General features: G+C 65.8%; 15 protein-coding genes. 13 read left to right on the forward strand and 2 right to left on the reverse strand.

Translation table 11 applies throughout. The annotated features are described in order from the left end of the window. The first annotated feature begins 30 nt into the window (after positions 1 to 30). The 4 genes from phnC to phnE (OSH05_RS06655) all read left to right on the forward strand — a co-directional run bounded on the left by phnC (position 31) and on the right by phnE (OSH05_RS06655) (position 3,704). Positions 31 to 840: a phosphonate ABC transporter ATP-binding protein gene (phnC, locus tag OSH05_RS06640; protein WP_104216996.1), complete on the forward strand. Its 810-nt coding sequence runs from the start codon at positions 31 to 33 to the stop codon at positions 838 to 840. A 60-nt stretch (positions 841 to 900) separates the two neighbouring features. Further along, the gene (gene phnD / locus OSH05_RS06645; RefSeq protein ID WP_104216995.1) at positions 901 to 1,830 is read left to right on the forward strand and encodes a phosphonate ABC transporter substrate-binding protein; all 930 of its coding nucleotides are present in this window, start codon (positions 901 to 903) and stop codon (positions 1,828 to 1,830) included. Between the two features lie 108 nt (positions 1,831 to 1,938). Then, positions 1,939 to 2,823: a phosphonate ABC transporter, permease protein PhnE gene (gene phnE, locus OSH05_RS06650; protein WP_104216994.1), complete on the forward strand. Its 885-nt coding sequence runs from the start codon at positions 1,939 to 1,941 to the stop codon at positions 2,821 to 2,823. Then, entirely contained in the window at positions 2,820 to 3,704 is an 885-nt protein-coding gene (gene phnE / locus OSH05_RS06655) for a phosphonate ABC transporter, permease protein PhnE (protein ID WP_104216993.1), read from the forward strand. Before phnE (OSH05_RS06650) ends, phnE (OSH05_RS06655) begins: the two co-directional genes overlap by 4 nt. A 6-nt stretch (positions 3,705 to 3,710) precedes the next feature. Here the strand turns inward: phnE (OSH05_RS06655) and phnF are convergent, their stop codons facing one another. Next, positions 3,711 to 4,487, reverse strand: a complete 777-nt coding sequence (phnF, locus tag OSH05_RS06660; RefSeq protein WP_266352103.1) for a phosphonate metabolism transcriptional regulator PhnF — start codon at positions 4,485 to 4,487, stop codon at positions 3,711 to 3,713. A 72-nt stretch (positions 4,488 to 4,559) separates the two neighbouring features. On the opposite strand from phnF, the gene phnG reads away from it, so the two are divergent. The 9 genes from phnG to phnN all read left to right on the forward strand — a co-directional run bounded on the left by phnG (position 4,560) and on the right by phnN (position 11,671). After that, positions 4,560 to 5,051: a phosphonate C-P lyase system protein PhnG gene (gene phnG / locus OSH05_RS06665; protein WP_104216991.1), complete on the forward strand. Its 492-nt coding sequence runs from the start codon at positions 4,560 to 4,562 to the stop codon at positions 5,049 to 5,051. Next, positions 5,051 to 5,650 carry a phosphonate C-P lyase system protein PhnH gene (phnH, locus tag OSH05_RS06670; protein ID WP_104216990.1) on the forward strand — a complete coding sequence of 200 codons (600 nt, stop codon included), beginning with the start codon at positions 5,051 to 5,053 and terminating at the stop codon, positions 5,648 to 5,650. Before phnG ends, phnH begins: the two co-directional genes overlap by 1 nt. A 1-nt stretch (position 5,651) precedes the next feature. Continuing rightward, entirely contained in the window at positions 5,652 to 6,758 is a 1,107-nt protein-coding gene (locus tag OSH05_RS06675; protein ID WP_104216989.1) for a carbon-phosphorus lyase complex subunit PhnI, read from the forward strand. Then, positions 6,755 to 7,717 carry an alpha-D-ribose 1-methylphosphonate 5-phosphate C-P-lyase PhnJ gene (locus OSH05_RS06680; RefSeq protein WP_104216988.1) on the forward strand — a complete coding sequence of 321 codons (963 nt, stop codon included), beginning with the start codon at positions 6,755 to 6,757 and terminating at the stop codon, positions 7,715 to 7,717. The genes OSH05_RS06675 and OSH05_RS06680 overlap by 4 nt, the downstream gene beginning before the upstream one ends. Next, positions 7,714 to 8,238, forward strand: a complete 525-nt coding sequence (locus tag OSH05_RS06685; RefSeq protein ID WP_104216987.1) for a GNAT family N-acetyltransferase — start codon at positions 7,714 to 7,716, stop codon at positions 8,236 to 8,238. The genes OSH05_RS06680 and OSH05_RS06685 overlap by 4 nt, the downstream gene beginning before the upstream one ends. Further along, the gene (phnK, locus tag OSH05_RS06690) at positions 8,235 to 9,017 is read left to right on the forward strand and encodes a phosphonate C-P lyase system protein PhnK (protein WP_104216986.1); all 783 of its coding nucleotides are present in this window, start codon (positions 8,235 to 8,237) and stop codon (positions 9,015 to 9,017) included. The genes OSH05_RS06685 and phnK overlap by 4 nt, the downstream gene beginning before the upstream one ends. A 2-nt stretch (positions 9,018 to 9,019) precedes the next feature. After that, complete coding sequence (gene phnL, locus OSH05_RS06695; RefSeq protein WP_104216985.1) at positions 9,020 to 9,727, forward strand: phosphonate C-P lyase system protein PhnL; 708 nt, start codon at positions 9,020 to 9,022, stop codon at positions 9,725 to 9,727. Positions 9,728 to 9,948: 221 nt separating this feature from the next. Then, a complete protein-coding gene (locus tag OSH05_RS06700; protein WP_104216984.1) occupies positions 9,949 to 11,100 on the forward strand; it encodes an alpha-D-ribose 1-methylphosphonate 5-triphosphate diphosphatase in 1,152 nt (383 codons plus the stop codon). 10 nt (positions 11,101 to 11,110) lie between these two features. Then, a complete protein-coding gene (phnN, locus tag OSH05_RS06705; RefSeq protein ID WP_104216983.1) occupies positions 11,111 to 11,671 on the forward strand; it encodes a phosphonate metabolism protein/1,5-bisphosphokinase (PRPP-forming) PhnN in 561 nt (186 codons plus the stop codon). Between the two features lie 15 nt (positions 11,672 to 11,686). Here the strand turns inward: phnN and OSH05_RS06710 are convergent, their stop codons facing one another. Beyond that, positions 11,687 to 12,835 carry an extracellular solute-binding protein gene (locus OSH05_RS06710; RefSeq protein WP_104216982.1) on the reverse strand — a complete coding sequence of 383 codons (1,149 nt, stop codon included), beginning with the start codon at positions 12,833 to 12,835 and terminating at the stop codon, positions 11,687 to 11,689. Positions 12,836 to 12,882 lie beyond the last annotated feature (47 nt).

Below are 12,882 nucleotides of genomic sequence, written 5' to 3' on the forward strand. Positions count from 1 at the left end.
CAGTATCTCCAAAAATCAGGAGGTCCTTGCATGCTCGTCCTTGACGGGGTGGATCGCTATTACAACAACAAGGCGGCTGTGTCCGGCGTCAGCCTCACAATTCCGACCGGCAGCTTTGTCGGCGTGATCGGCCGTTCCGGCGCGGGCAAATCGACATTGCTGCGCATGATCAACCGTCTGGTCGACCCGACCGCCGGGAACATCCGCTTCGACGACATCGACGTGACTCGGCTGAAGGGCCAGGCGCTGCGCGACTGGCGCGCCCGCTGCGCGATGATCTTCCAGCAATTCAATCTGGTCGGCCGTCTGGACGTTCTGACGAATGTACTGATGGGCCGCCTCAACAAGGTTTCTACACCGCGCTCGCTGATGCGGATGTGGACCGACGAGGACCGGGCCATCGCGCTTTCCGCGCTGGAACAATTCGACATCGCCGGCCTGGCGGCCCAGCGTGCCGACAGCCTTTCCGGCGGCCAGCAGCAGCGCGTCGCCATTGCCCGCGCCCTGGTTCAGGAACCGGACGCGATCCTCGCCGACGAGCCGATCGCCTCGCTCGATCCGCGCAATACCAAGGTGGTGATGGATGCGCTGCTCAGGATCAACAAGCATTACGGCATCACCGTCCTCTGCAATCTCCATTCGCTGGAGCTCGCGCGCGGCTATTGCGACAGGCTGATCGGCATGTCGGCCGGCCGGCTCGTTTTCGACGGCGCACCCGAAGCGCTCACCGACGACGTAGCGCGCGAGCTCTACGGACTTGAGGCCGGCGAGGTGCTCGACCACGCGCCCGCACCACACCCCCGAGAACTACCCGGCGAAGCTATCGCCGTGGCCATCTGATGCCCTGAAGGGCATGCCAATCGGCGCCGTAGCGGCGCCGTCAACGCCTGGAGAGACCCGATGTTCAACCGTCGTACCCTGATCGGTGCCGCCTTCGCCACGCTGGCGATCGCCGGCGTCGCCCATGCCGAAGACTGGAAGGCGCAGTATCCCGAGCTCACGATCGCCGTGATTCCGGCCGAGAACGCCTCGACGACGACCGATCGCTACCAGCCGCTCGCCGACTATCTCGGCAAGCAGCTCGGCGTTCCGGTCAAGCTCGCCGTCGCGACCGACTATGCGGCCGTGATCGAGGCGCAGCGCGCCGGCAATGCCCAGATCGCCTTCTACGGCCCGGCTTCCTATGCCCGCGCCGTGCTGACGGGTGTCGCCACCGAGCCGGTCGCCGTCTCGCGTCACTCCAATGGCCTCACCGGCTACTATTCGGTGATCTACACGCTGGCCAACGGCCCCAACAAGTCGATCGACGATCTGAAGGGCAAGAAGCTCGCCCTCGTCGACCCGAACTCGACCTCGGGCAACAATGCGCCTCGTTTCTTCCTGCATCGCGATGGCAAGGACGTCGACACGTTCTTCTCCGAGGCCATCTTCGCCGGCAGCCATGACAACGCCGTCCTCGCGCTCGCGCAGGGCACCGTCGACGCCGCGGCCAATTCCTGGAACTCGGAAGACGATTCCAACCTGACCCGCATGATCACCAAGGGCGTCCTCAAGGATGCCGATGGCAAGCCGATGACCAAGGAAGACTTCCGCATCGTCTTCAAGTCGGACTTCCTCCCCGAAGGCCCGTACTCGGTACTCGCCTCGCTCCCGGCCGATCTGAAGAAGCAGATCACCGAGGCCTTCCTCGCCATGCCGAAGAACGACCCGAAGGCCTTCGCCGGCCTCTCGGACGGCAAGGACATCGAGTTCGCGCCGATCACGGCGAAGGACTACGAGCCCGTCGTCGAGATGGTGAAGTTCAACGACGATCAGCGCAAGAAGAGCTGATCGAGGCTCTGTCGATCAGGGCGGCCGGAGCGATCCGGCCGCCCTTCTCGTATCCGGATCGCGGCGATCGGTGCCGCGATGGCGGGCCTAACACAGACGGAGTTCTCCTTGGCCACGGCGATCGCGAAACTTCCCGAGCACCAGGCTGCCCAACTGGCCGCGGCCTATGACAAGGCGGTTTCGGCCCGGCGCATGAAGGGGCTGATCGTCGCTGGCATCGTCCTGCTGCTGATCGCGATCAGTGCGCAGCTGGCCCATGTGCGTCCGTTGACGCTTTTCGCCAATCTCGGGAATTTCGGCAGCTTCATCGGCAAGACCGTCCCCGTCCTCACGCTCGGCAATTTCCCCGCCGACATGCGCGAATGGTACTGGAACTTCCCGAAATGGCTCGGCCTGCTCGGCCAGACCATATTGATCGCCTATCTCGGCACCTTCATGGGCGCGATCGTCGCCTTCTGTCTCTGCTTTTTTGCTTCGGCCAATCTGGCGCGGAGCCGCTGGACGCGCATCGTCGCGCGCCGGTTCCTCGAATTCTGCCGCACGGTTCCCGACATCGTCTTCGCGCTGATCTTCGTCATCGCCTTCGGGCTCGGACCGATGGCCGGCGTCTTCGCGCTCGCCATCCACACAACCGGCGCGCTCGGCAAGCTCTTCGCCGAAGTTGTCGAGAACATCGACATGAAGCCGGTCGAAGGTCTCTCCGCCGCTGGTGCCTCGTGGATCCAGACCGTGCGCTATGCCGTGCTGCCGCAGGTTCTGCCCGGCTTCGCCTCCTATTCGCTGCTGCGCTTCGAGATCAATGTGCGCGGCGCCGGCGTCATGGGCTTCGTCGGCGCGGGAGGCATCGGCCAGGAATTCCTCGTCGCGATCCGCAATTTCTATTATTCGGATGTGAGCGCGATCCTCCTGATGATCATCGCCACCGTCATCCTGATCGACATCGGCACCGAGCAGCTGCGCCATCGCCTGATTGGCATGGAGGGCGGGAAATGAGCCTTGGAGCCGTCCCCTCGGCCGGCCGAGGCCTGCGCGAAGCTGCCTTGGCCGATATCGCCGGTCTCAAAACCCGGCACGGCGCCTATTTCCGCGTTTCGACCAAGTCGAGGCTGATGGCGATTGGCATTCCCCTGGCCCTGATCGCCCTCGCCTTCCTGTCCATGGTGGTCCTGGGCTTCTCGCTGACGCGGATCCTGAACGGATTGCACCGGCTCGGCCAGTTTGCCGTGCTGATGGTCCCGCCGGAGCCGCAGGGCCGGTTCGTCGCCTTCTCGATCGCGCTCGGCGAAACGCTCGGCATCGCCTTTCTTGGCACGCTGACCGCCGCAGTCCTGGCGTTCCCGGTAGCGTTCCTCGCCGCCAAGAATGTCATTCCGAACCCCTTCGTCCATTTCGCGGCGCGGCGGAGCTTCGACGTCATCCGTTCGGTCGATACGCTGATCTGGGCGCTGATGTGGATCAATGTCGTCGGGCTCGGGCCATTCGCCGGCGTGCTGGCGATCGCCTGCTCGGACTTCGGCTCGTTCGGCAAGCTGTTCTCGGAGGCGATCGAAGCGACCGACGGCAAGGCTTCCGAAGGCATCACCGCCTCCGGCGGCAACAGGCTCCATCAGGTCCGCTTCGGCCTCATTCCCGGCGTGCTGCCGGTGATCGCCAGCCAGGTGCTCTACTATTTCGAATCCAACACGCGGTCGGCGACGATCATCGGCATTGTCGGAGCTGGCGGCGTCGGCGCCTATCTGACAGAGCTGATCCGCGTGCTCGAACTGAAGCAGGTCGCGTTCCTGATCCTGATGATCCTCGTCACCGTCGCCGTGATCGACTTCATCTCGACCCGGCTGCGCATGGCGATCATCGGCAAGGCCAAGATCGTCTGACGCGGCTCAGCTTTCTACCAGGATCTCGGTCCGGTCGGCGGAGAAGAGGGCGCGGGTGAACTGGATCGGGATGCCGTCCATGTCGACATTGGTGCTGTCGACGGTGAGGACGATCCGGCCGGGGGAGAGGTCCAGCCGCGCCGCCTCTTCGGCGCTGGCGGGGCGGGCGGATATCCGGGTCTCGAGCCTGCGGTAGTCCGAAATACCTCGCGATTCCAGCGCCTTGGTAATCGTACCATAGGCCAGGTAAGCGTCGTTCAGCCGTTCGAAGCGCGGCAGCGGAAAATAGCCGCTTCCCGTCGAGATCGGCGTCTCGTCAGCGAAACGGAGCGTATCGAGGCGGATGACCGGGGTCGCGAGTGCAACCCCGAGCGCCGCGGCGACCGCCGGATCGGCGGGCTGAATGATGGATTGGAGCAGCTTGCCCCCGGCCTCGCGCCCGGCGCGCGAGACAATCTCGGAGAAACGCGTACGGCGGCCAATCGGGTAGGGCAGCGGCCGCGCCTCGACGAAGGTTCCCCGACCCTGGGTCGCCCGGATGAGGCCCCGGGCCGCTAGTTCAGCCAGGGCCCGGCGAACCGTATGGCGATTGACGGCGAAGCGCGCGGCGAACTGGGTTTCCGTCGGCAATTGCGCGCCAGCGGCGAGCGCCCCGGTGCCGATATCGGCGGCGATCTCGTCGGCGATCTGGCGCCAAGCCGAGATTCCGGCACCGCGGGAGATTTCGCCGGCCGGTCCGACCTCGACCGGCAATGTCATCAAATCGTCACTGGACTGTTTCATGCAATCGTCTATACCATTAGACAATTCGAAGGGGAAGCCCTTCGCGATCCAAAGGTCCAACCGAGGCCTGATATGCCGACATCCACCCGTTCTCGTCCATCGCCGAGCCCCGACCTACGGCCCGATCCCATTGTCGCAGCGCGGCAAGCGCTGATGGCGCTGTGTGTCGCGGCGACGAAAATGGAGCTGGAACAAGCCTACGCCAATATCGGTCCGGGTCCGTCGGCCGAGGATTTACGCCGCTCCGAGAGCGGTCTCGTCATGCTGCGCGGGCGGATGGGCGGCGATGGCCGGGCGTTCAATCTTGGCGAGGCGACGGTGACGCGCGCCGCCATTCGTCTTTCCGATGGGCGGACGGGCTTTGCCTATCAGCTCGGACGGGACTCAGAGAAAGCTCGGATTTCCGCCATTCTCGACGCGCTTTGCCAGGGTGTCGAGCGTGAGGCCGTCGAGACGGCTCTTGCCCCGATACGCCGCCGCGTCGAGACGGAGGCGCTGGCCAAGGCGCGCCGCGTCGCTGCGACGAAGGTCGATTTCTTCACCATGGTGCGGGGAGAAGACTGATGTCCGCAGCTATCGCAACCTCGGGCCTTGCCGAGCCCGCTCTGGACGGCCAGGCGAATTTCCGCAGCCTTATGAATGCCCTGGCGCGCCCCGGCACCATCGAGCCCTTGTCGCTGCGTCTTGCCGCGCCGGCGCCGCTGACCGCGGGTCTTGCTGCATTGGCGCTGTCGCTCGCCGATCACGAGGCGCCGCTCTGGCTCGACGCGGCGCTGGCCAGCTCCAATGAGGTCGTCACCTATCTGCGCTTCCACACCGGCGCCCGGATCGTCGCCGATCCGCAGCTTTCCGCCTTCGCGCTCGTCGCCGATTTCGCCGCCATGCCCCCTTTGGCGACATTTTCTCTCGGCAGCGACGACTATCCCGACCGGTCGACCACGATCCTCGCCGCGGTTCAGGATCTGGGGACCGGCGTCCGCCTTGAACTCACGGGACCGGGCATATTGGGCGAGGCGCACGTCGCTGTATCGCCCTGGCGCGATGGCCTGACCGGCGAACTCGCCGATAATCGCTCGCTCTTCCCCTGCGGCGTCGATCTGGTGCTGGTCGCGGCCGATGCCGTCGCCGCCCTGCCCCGCACTACTCACGTCCGGGAGGTCTGACATGTATGTCGCGGTCAAAGGCGGCGAGGCAGCGATCGACAACGCCCATGCGCTCCTCGCCCGGAAGCGGCGCGGGCCGGCGACGATCCCCGAAATCGCGCCTTCGCAGATCGAGGCGCAGCTCACGCTCGCCGTAGACCGCGTCATGGCGGAGAGTTCGCTTTATGACCCGAAGCTGGCGGCGCTGGCGATCAAGCAGGCGCGCGGCGATTTGATCGAGGCGATCTTCCTGACGCGGGCGTTTCGCACCACGCTGCCCCGCTTCGGCTATTCCGAGCCGCTCGATACGGCTGCCATGGAAATCGAGCGCCGTATCTCGGCCACCTTCAAGGATTTGCCCGGCGGGCAGGTGCTGGGCCCGACCTTCGACTATACGCATCGCTTGATCGACTTCCTGCTCGAGGCCGGCGCTGAGCTACCGCCCGAGATCGAGGCCCACACGCAGCCCGAGCCGTCGCCGCGGGTGACCGACCTTCTGGATGGCGAGGGGCTGATCGAGCAGGAGAGCCGCGACGACGATGCCGAAATTGGCGACCTCACGCGCGCCCCGCTCGACTTCCCGGCGGATCGCGATCTTCGCCTGCAGGCGCTGGCGCGCGGCGACGAGGGCTTCCTGCTGGCGCTCGGTTATTCGACCCAGCGCGGCTATGGCCGCACCCATCCCTTCGTCGGCGAAATAAGGTTCGGCGAGGTGATGGCCGAGTTCGTCCCCGAGGAGCTCGGCTTCGCCGTGCCGCTCGGGCCGGTCGCGGTGACCGAGTGCCAGATGGTCAACCAATTCCATGGCTCGGCAGAGCTGCCGCCGCAATTCACCCGCGGCTATGGCCTCGTCTTCGGCCAGAGCGAGCGGAAGGCGATGTCGATGTCGCTCGTTGACCGGGCCCTGCGCACCCGCGAATTCGGCGAAGATGTCGTGGCGCCGGCGCAGGACGAGGAATTCGTGCTGTCGCATTGCGACAATGTCCAGGCGACCGGCTTCGTCGAGCATCTGAAGCTGCCGCATTACGTGGATTTCCAGGCTGAACTCGGCCTCGTTCGGCAGATGCGCGCCGACTACGCGAGCCGGCGGCAGGAAGCTGAGGGCGAGTTGAAGGAGGCGGCGGAATGAGCGCGGCAGCAACCGGATCCACCGGCTACAATTTCGCCTATCTCGACGAACAGACGAAGCGGATGATCCGCCGTGCGATCCTGAAGGCGATTGCCATTCCCGGCTATCAGGTTCCCTTCGCCAGCCGCGAAATGCCGATGCCCTATGGCTGGGGCACGGGGGGCGTGCAGGTGACGGCAGCGATCCTCGGGCCGCAGGACGTGCTGAAGGTGATCGACCAGGGCTCGGACGACACGACCAACGCCGTCTCGATCCGCAAGTTCTTTGCCAAGACAGCCGGCGTCGAGACGACGACGAAGACCGCCGAGGCGACGATCATCCAGACCCGCCACCGCATTCCGGAACACAAGCTCACCAGCGGTCAGGTCCTCGTCTACCAAGTGCCGATCCCCGAGCCGCTGCGCTTCCTGGAGCCGCGCGAGACCGAAACGCGCAAGCTGCATGCGCTCGCCGACTACGGCCTCATGCATGTGAAGCTCTATGAGGACATTTCGCGGCACGGGCATATCGCGACAACCTATGATTATCCGGTCGAAATCGCCGGGCGCTATGTGATGAACCCGTCGCCGATTCCGAAATTCGACAATCCCAAGATGGATTTCTGCGAGGCGCTGCAGCTCTTCGGCGCCGGCCGCGAAAAGCGCATCTATGCGGTCCCGCCGCACACCCGGGTCCGCAGCCTCGATTTCGAGGATCATCCCTTCGCGGTGCAGCGCTTCGACAAGCCCTGCGCGCTCTGCGCGGCAACGGGCGTCTATCTCGACGAGGTCGTGCTCGACGATGAAGGCGGGCGGATGTTCGTCTGCTCGGACAGCGACTATTGCGAGGAACGGCGGGCGCAAGGGCATGTCGGCGAGATGCTGGGGACCAACAGCGGCGATCCCCCTTCCTTCACCCTCTCCCGCGGCGCGGGAGAGGGGGCACCGCCGTCATCCTCCGTCGACGGGAGCGGATCATGATGGATCTCGTGCTCCGCCCTATCACCGAGGCCGATCTCCCCGCCCTGCTCGCGCTCTATGCCCAGCCGAGCTTCAACAAGGGCCACGTGATTTCCCTTGATGCGGCGAAGGCGATCTTCGCCCGCTTCGCCGCCTATCCCGACTACGCCATCTATTTCGCGGAAGCGGACGGGGAGGTGCTCGGCACCTTCGCGCTGATGATCATCGACAATATTGCCCATTGGGGCACGCCGACGGCCATGATCGAGAATGTCGTGGTGCGCGAGGATCGCCAGGGCGGCGGCATCGGCCGCGCCATGATGAACGCCGCCTGCGCCCTGGCCCAGACCAAGGGCGCCTACAAGGTGGCGCTGTCTTCGAACCTCGCCAACGAGCGCGGCCATGCCTTCTATGAAGGCTTGGGCTTTGAGAAGCACGGCTTCAGCTTCCGGCTGGAGCTGGCTCCCTCTTCCTTCTCCCTCTGCCGCGAGGCGGGAGAGGGAAGAACTGCCGTGCCTTTCGTAGAGGAAAGCGCATCATGACCCAGAACGATCTCCCCCTTCTCTCTGCCCGCGATCTGACCAAACATTATGGTCCCAGGATCGGCTGCGCCGAGGTCTCGTTCGATATCTATGAGGGCGAGGTGCTGGCGGTGGTCGGCGAGTCCGGTTCGGGCAAGTCGACGCTCCTCTCGTTGCTCTCGACCGAACTGCCGCCAACTTCCGGCAGTGTCCACTACAGCATGCGCGACGGCGTCAGCCGCAATCTGTTCGACCTGTCGGAGGCCGAGCGGCGCTTCCTGCTGCGGACCGATTGGGGTTTCGTGCGGCAGGATGCGCGCGACGGCCTGCGCATGGGCGTCTCGGCCGGCGGCAATGTCGGCGAGCGGCTGATGGCGGTGGGCGCGCGCCATTATGGCAAGATCCGCGATACGGCGTCGGACTGGCTCGGCCGCGTCGAGATCGATCCGACCCGCATCGACGATCTGCCGAAGAGCTTCTCCGGCGGCATGCGCCAGCGCCTGCAGATCGCCCGCAATCTGGTGACCCATCCGCGCCTCGTCTTCATGGACGAGCCGACTTCCGGCCTCGACGTCTCGGTACAGGCGCGTCTGCTCGATCTCATCCGCGGCCTCGTCACCGAACTCGGTCTCGCGGTGATCATCGTCACGCACGACCTCGCCGTGGCACGGCTGCTCTCCCACCGCATCATGGTGATGCGGCACGGCCACGTCATCGAGACCGGCCTCACCGACCAGGTGCTCGACGATCCGCGCGAGGCCTATACGCAGCTTCTCGTCTCCTCCGTGCTGGCGGCATGATCATGACCGACAACCTCGTCACTCTCGGCGGCGTCTCCAAGGCGTTCACGCTGCATCTGCGGGACGGACTGCGGATCGGCGTCGTCGACAATGTCAGCTTCGCGGCATCGCCCGGCGAGTGCGTCGTGCTCGGCGGGCCGTCCGGAGCCGGCAAATCATCGATCCTGAAGATGATCTACGGCAATTACCGCTGCGACGTCGGTCGCATCTTCGTTCGCGACGGCGAGGAAGCGGTTGACGTGGCCAGCGCCGAGCCGCGGCGCATCCTGAAGCTGCGCGCCTCGGTCATGGGCTATGTCAGCCAGTTCCTGCGCGTCATCCCGCGAGTCTCGACACTCGACATCGTCGCCGGAGCCGCCATGTCGGACGGGATCGGCGAGTGCGAGGCCTGGGCCCGCGCTGAGCGGCTGCTGACGCTGCTGAACGTTCCCGAACGCCTCTGGGCGCTGCCGCCGGCCACCTTTTCCGGCGGCGAGCAGCAGCGCGTCAATATTGCACGCGGCCTTGCCTCCGAACGGCCGATACTGCTGCTCGACGAGCCGACTGCCTCGCTGGACGCGGCCAACCGCGCCGTGGTGGTGCGCCTGATCGAAGAAAAGAAGCGCGCCGGCGCGGCGATTATCGGCATCTTCCACGACGAGGATGTGCGCGACCGCGTCGCCGACCGCATCGTGGATGTGACGCGCTTCGCCACGGAAAAGGCGGCGTAGTGAGCGCGGGAGGGTGACGCTCTCCTTGAGCCTCCCCCGAGGGGAGGCCGAAAACGCCTCGACGTTTTCGGGAGGGGGTCATGGTCTCGCCATGGCTGTGAGATTAGAAGAGCAGACGCGACCCCTCCCCAAAACCGCTTCGCGGTTTTGACCCTCCCTCAAGGGGAGGGTTCAAGGGGAGAGTCCCGTCGGCACACGCTGAACTGGAAAGACCTGATTCGATGATCGACCCGCGCGACTATGTCCTCACCAACGCCACGCTCGTCCTGCCCGACCGAGTCGTCCCGGCGGGATGGGTTGCCGTTTCCGACGGCGTGATCGCCGAGATCGGCGAGGGCAAGGCGCCCGAGAGCGGCATCGATCTGGAGGACGACCATCTGATTCCCGGCCTGGTCGAGTTGCATACCGACCATCTCGAGAGCCATTTCGCGCCGCGCCCGCATGTGCGCTGGCATCCGCTCGCCTCGGTCATGGCTTATGACGCGCAGATCGCGGCGGCCGGCATCACCACCGTGTTCGATTCGCTGCGCGCCGGCTCCGATGCCGATTCGACCTCCGTTGGCGAGGATCTGGTCAAACTCGCCGAAGCGATCGACGAGGCCAGGGCCTCCGGTCACCTGCGCGTCGATCATCGCACGCATCTGCGCTGCGAGATCGCCTGCGAGGACGTGATCGAGCAGGTCGAGGATTTCTCCCACCGCTTCCCGATCCACATGATGTCGCTGATGGACCACACGCCGGGCCAGCGCCAGTTCACCGACATGGCGACGTGGCGGCGCTTCTATATGCGGCGCAAGCCAATGACCGAGGCCGAGGCCGATTTCTTCATCGCCCAGCGGCTCGAACTGCACGAGAAGAATGCGCGGCCGAACCGCGGCCGCCTGATCGAGATCGCCGGCGACGTCGGCGCGGTACTGGCAAGCCATGACGACGCGACCGCCGCCCATGCCGAAGAGGCCGTGACGAACGGCGTTTCGATCGGCGAATTCCCGACGACGCTGGAAGCGGCCGCGGCGCTGCATGCCGCCGGCATTGGCGTGATGATGGGCGGGCCGAATGTCGTGCGCGGCGGCTCGCATTCCGGCAACATCGCCGCCGAGGAACTGGCTCGCGCGGGCGTGCTCGACATCCTCTCGTCCGACTATGTGCCGGCAAGCCTGCTGATGTCGGCCTTCGAGCTGCCGCAGCGCGTCCCGAACATCGACCTTGCGAGCGCGATCCGCACCGTGACGTTGACGCCAGCCGAGGCAACCGGCCTTGGCGACCGCGGCGCCATCGAGCCCGGCCGTCGCGCCGATCTCGTGCGCGTCAACCTCGCCGGCTCGACGCCGATTGTACGTCATGTCTGGCGCCAAGGCCGCCGCGTCTCGTGAGGAGATCGTTATGGCCGGAGCCTTCGTCGCCATCGTCGGGCCCAGCGGGGCCGGCAAGGACACGCTGATCGCCCATGCCCGCACGGCGCTGGCTGCCGATGCGGATTTCATCTTCGTTCGGCGGCTGGTGACGCGCGCCGCCAACGCCTTCGAGGATCACGACACGATCGACCCGGCGAGTTTCGAGGCGGGCCACGCGGCCGGGAGCTTCGCGCTCTCCTGGCGTGCGCATGGCCTCGGTTATGCCCTTCCGGCCGAGACACTGGCGGCGGTACAGGCAGGCTCGGTCGCAGTGTGCAACCTTTCTCGAAGCGTGCTCGCCGAGGCGCGGCATCGCTTTCCTCGCGTCGCCGTGGTCCTCGTCACGGCGCCGCCCGAGGTGCTGGCCGTGCGGCTGACGGCGCGCGGGCGCGAAAGCGCCGTGGCCGTGGCCGAGCGCCTCCGTCGCGAGGCGGCCTGCGACGAGGTGCCCAGCCCCGACCTAGTGGTCATGAACGACCGACCGATCGAAATTACGGGCGGCGAGTTGCTGGACTTCCTGAGCCGGCTGAAGGAAACGCAGCCGGCCTGATTGGCAGAGCCTCGCTCAGACGTCCTTGAAGCTCTTCTCGAACAGGGCGTTCAGGTCCTCGATGAGGCTAGTGCCGTCCTCGCCCGACTTCAGCGCCAGGTTGATGCGCTGCGAGGCTTCCTCCTGGAACGGCATGTAGCCGTCATGACGCGGGCGGACGAAAGCCTCTTCCAGAGTCGCGCGCGTGCCGCGGTAGAAGTCGTGGGTGCGGGCGTTGACGGCGTCGTCGTTCCACGCCGCGGCATGACCTGGCTGGCCGCCATTCGCTGCATAGGCACCGCGCTGGACCTCGCCGCTTGCCAGCCAATAGGCGAAGTCGATCGCCGCGTCCTTGTGCTTCGAATGCGCCGAGACGGCGATGCCGGTGCCGCCAAGCGCCGAGCCACGCGGCGCCGTACCCGCCTCGATCACCGGCATATCGGTGAAGGCGAGTCGATGCGGGCGGAAGCCGTCCGTCGCATAGGAGACATAGCCATAGAGCAGCGGCGCGAGGGCAAGCGTCGAGCCCGCCTCCGCCATGCGCTCGAACACTTCGATCGGATCGATGTCATAGGCGACGTCGGGAACCAGCCGCGCGATTTTGTGCATCCACTGATAGGCGCGGATGCCAGCGTCGCGGCCGATCAGCTCCGGCCCCAGTACGTTGCAGGGCGTGCCGAGATGGGCGGCGAAGGTGAAGAATGCCATCAGCGAATGCGGTGGGCGCAACGGCAGCAGCACATGGCCCTTCTCGGCCTGCGCGATGACCTCATCCCAGGTCGTGGGCGGCGACGCGATCAGGTCCGGCCGATAGGCCATGACCGGGCTCGCGGCGTCGATCGGGAACGCCCATTGCTTGCCGCGCCAGAAATAGCTCGGATAGGACGGCCCGACGGAGCCGGCGATGAGGCCGTCACGCTCATCCTCGCGCCCCGGCACATCGAGCGGCGCCAGGCAGCCTTCATGGGTGACCTGACCGACGTGGGGGTGGTCGATGACGATGAGGTCATAGGCCTTGGCCAGTTCGTCGACCGGAAAGCTCTCGAAATCCTGCAGAGAGCGCTTGTTCCATTCGACGGCGACGCCTTTCTCGCGCGCATAGATTTCGGCGCAGGCGACGACCGGGTCATAGCCGCGCGGATGGCTCCAGGTCATGCCCTTGAGCGTGATCGGTGGGGTGGTCATCGGCTCTGTCTCTTCAGGTCAAGGGAAGGGCGAGGTGGTTTCAGCCC

This window comes from Kaistia algarum, assembly GCF_026343945.1.
Classification (GTDB): Bacteria; Pseudomonadota; Alphaproteobacteria; order Rhizobiales; family Kaistiaceae; genus Kaistia; species Kaistia algarum.

Excerpts from the sequence above, each read along its gene's own strand:
- phnK (WP_104216986.1), top strand. The coding sequence starts at position 8,235 with ATGACCCAGAACGATCTCCCCCTTCTCTCTGCCCGCGATCTGACCAAA.
- phnN (WP_104216983.1), top strand. The coding sequence starts at position 11,111 with ATGGCCGGAGCCTTCGTCGCCATCGTCGGGCCCAGCGGGGCCGGCAAG.
- phnH (WP_104216990.1), top strand. The coding sequence starts at position 5,051 with ATGTCCGCAGCTATCGCAACCTCGGGCCTTGCCGAGCCCGCTCTGGAC.
- OSH05_RS06685 (WP_104216987.1), top strand. The coding sequence starts at position 7,714 with ATGATGGATCTCGTGCTCCGCCCTATCACCGAGGCCGATCTCCCCGCC.
- OSH05_RS06675 (WP_104216989.1), top strand. The coding sequence starts at position 5,652 with ATGTATGTCGCGGTCAAAGGCGGCGAGGCAGCGATCGACAACGCCCAT.
- phnE (WP_104216993.1), top strand. The coding sequence starts at position 2,820 with ATGAGCCTTGGAGCCGTCCCCTCGGCCGGCCGAGGCCTGCGCGAAGCT.
- phnG (WP_104216991.1), top strand. The coding sequence starts at position 4,560 with ATGCCGACATCCACCCGTTCTCGTCCATCGCCGAGCCCCGACCTACGG.
- phnD (WP_104216995.1), top strand. The coding sequence starts at position 901 with ATGTTCAACCGTCGTACCCTGATCGGTGCCGCCTTCGCCACGCTGGCG.
- phnC (WP_104216996.1), top strand. The coding sequence starts at position 31 with ATGCTCGTCCTTGACGGGGTGGATCGCTATTACAACAACAAGGCGGCT.
- phnL (WP_104216985.1), top strand. The coding sequence starts at position 9,020 with ATGACCGACAACCTCGTCACTCTCGGCGGCGTCTCCAAGGCGTTCACG.
- OSH05_RS06680 (WP_104216988.1), top strand. The coding sequence starts at position 6,755 with ATGAGCGCGGCAGCAACCGGATCCACCGGCTACAATTTCGCCTATCTC.
- OSH05_RS06710 (WP_104216982.1), bottom strand. The coding sequence starts at position 12,835 with ATGACCACCCCACCGATCACGCTCAAGGGCATGACCTGGAGCCATCCG.
- OSH05_RS06700 (WP_104216984.1), top strand. The coding sequence starts at position 9,949 with ATGATCGACCCGCGCGACTATGTCCTCACCAACGCCACGCTCGTCCTG.
- phnF (WP_266352103.1), bottom strand. The coding sequence starts at position 4,487 with ATGAAACAGTCCAGTGACGATTTGATGACATTGCCGGTCGAGGTCGGA.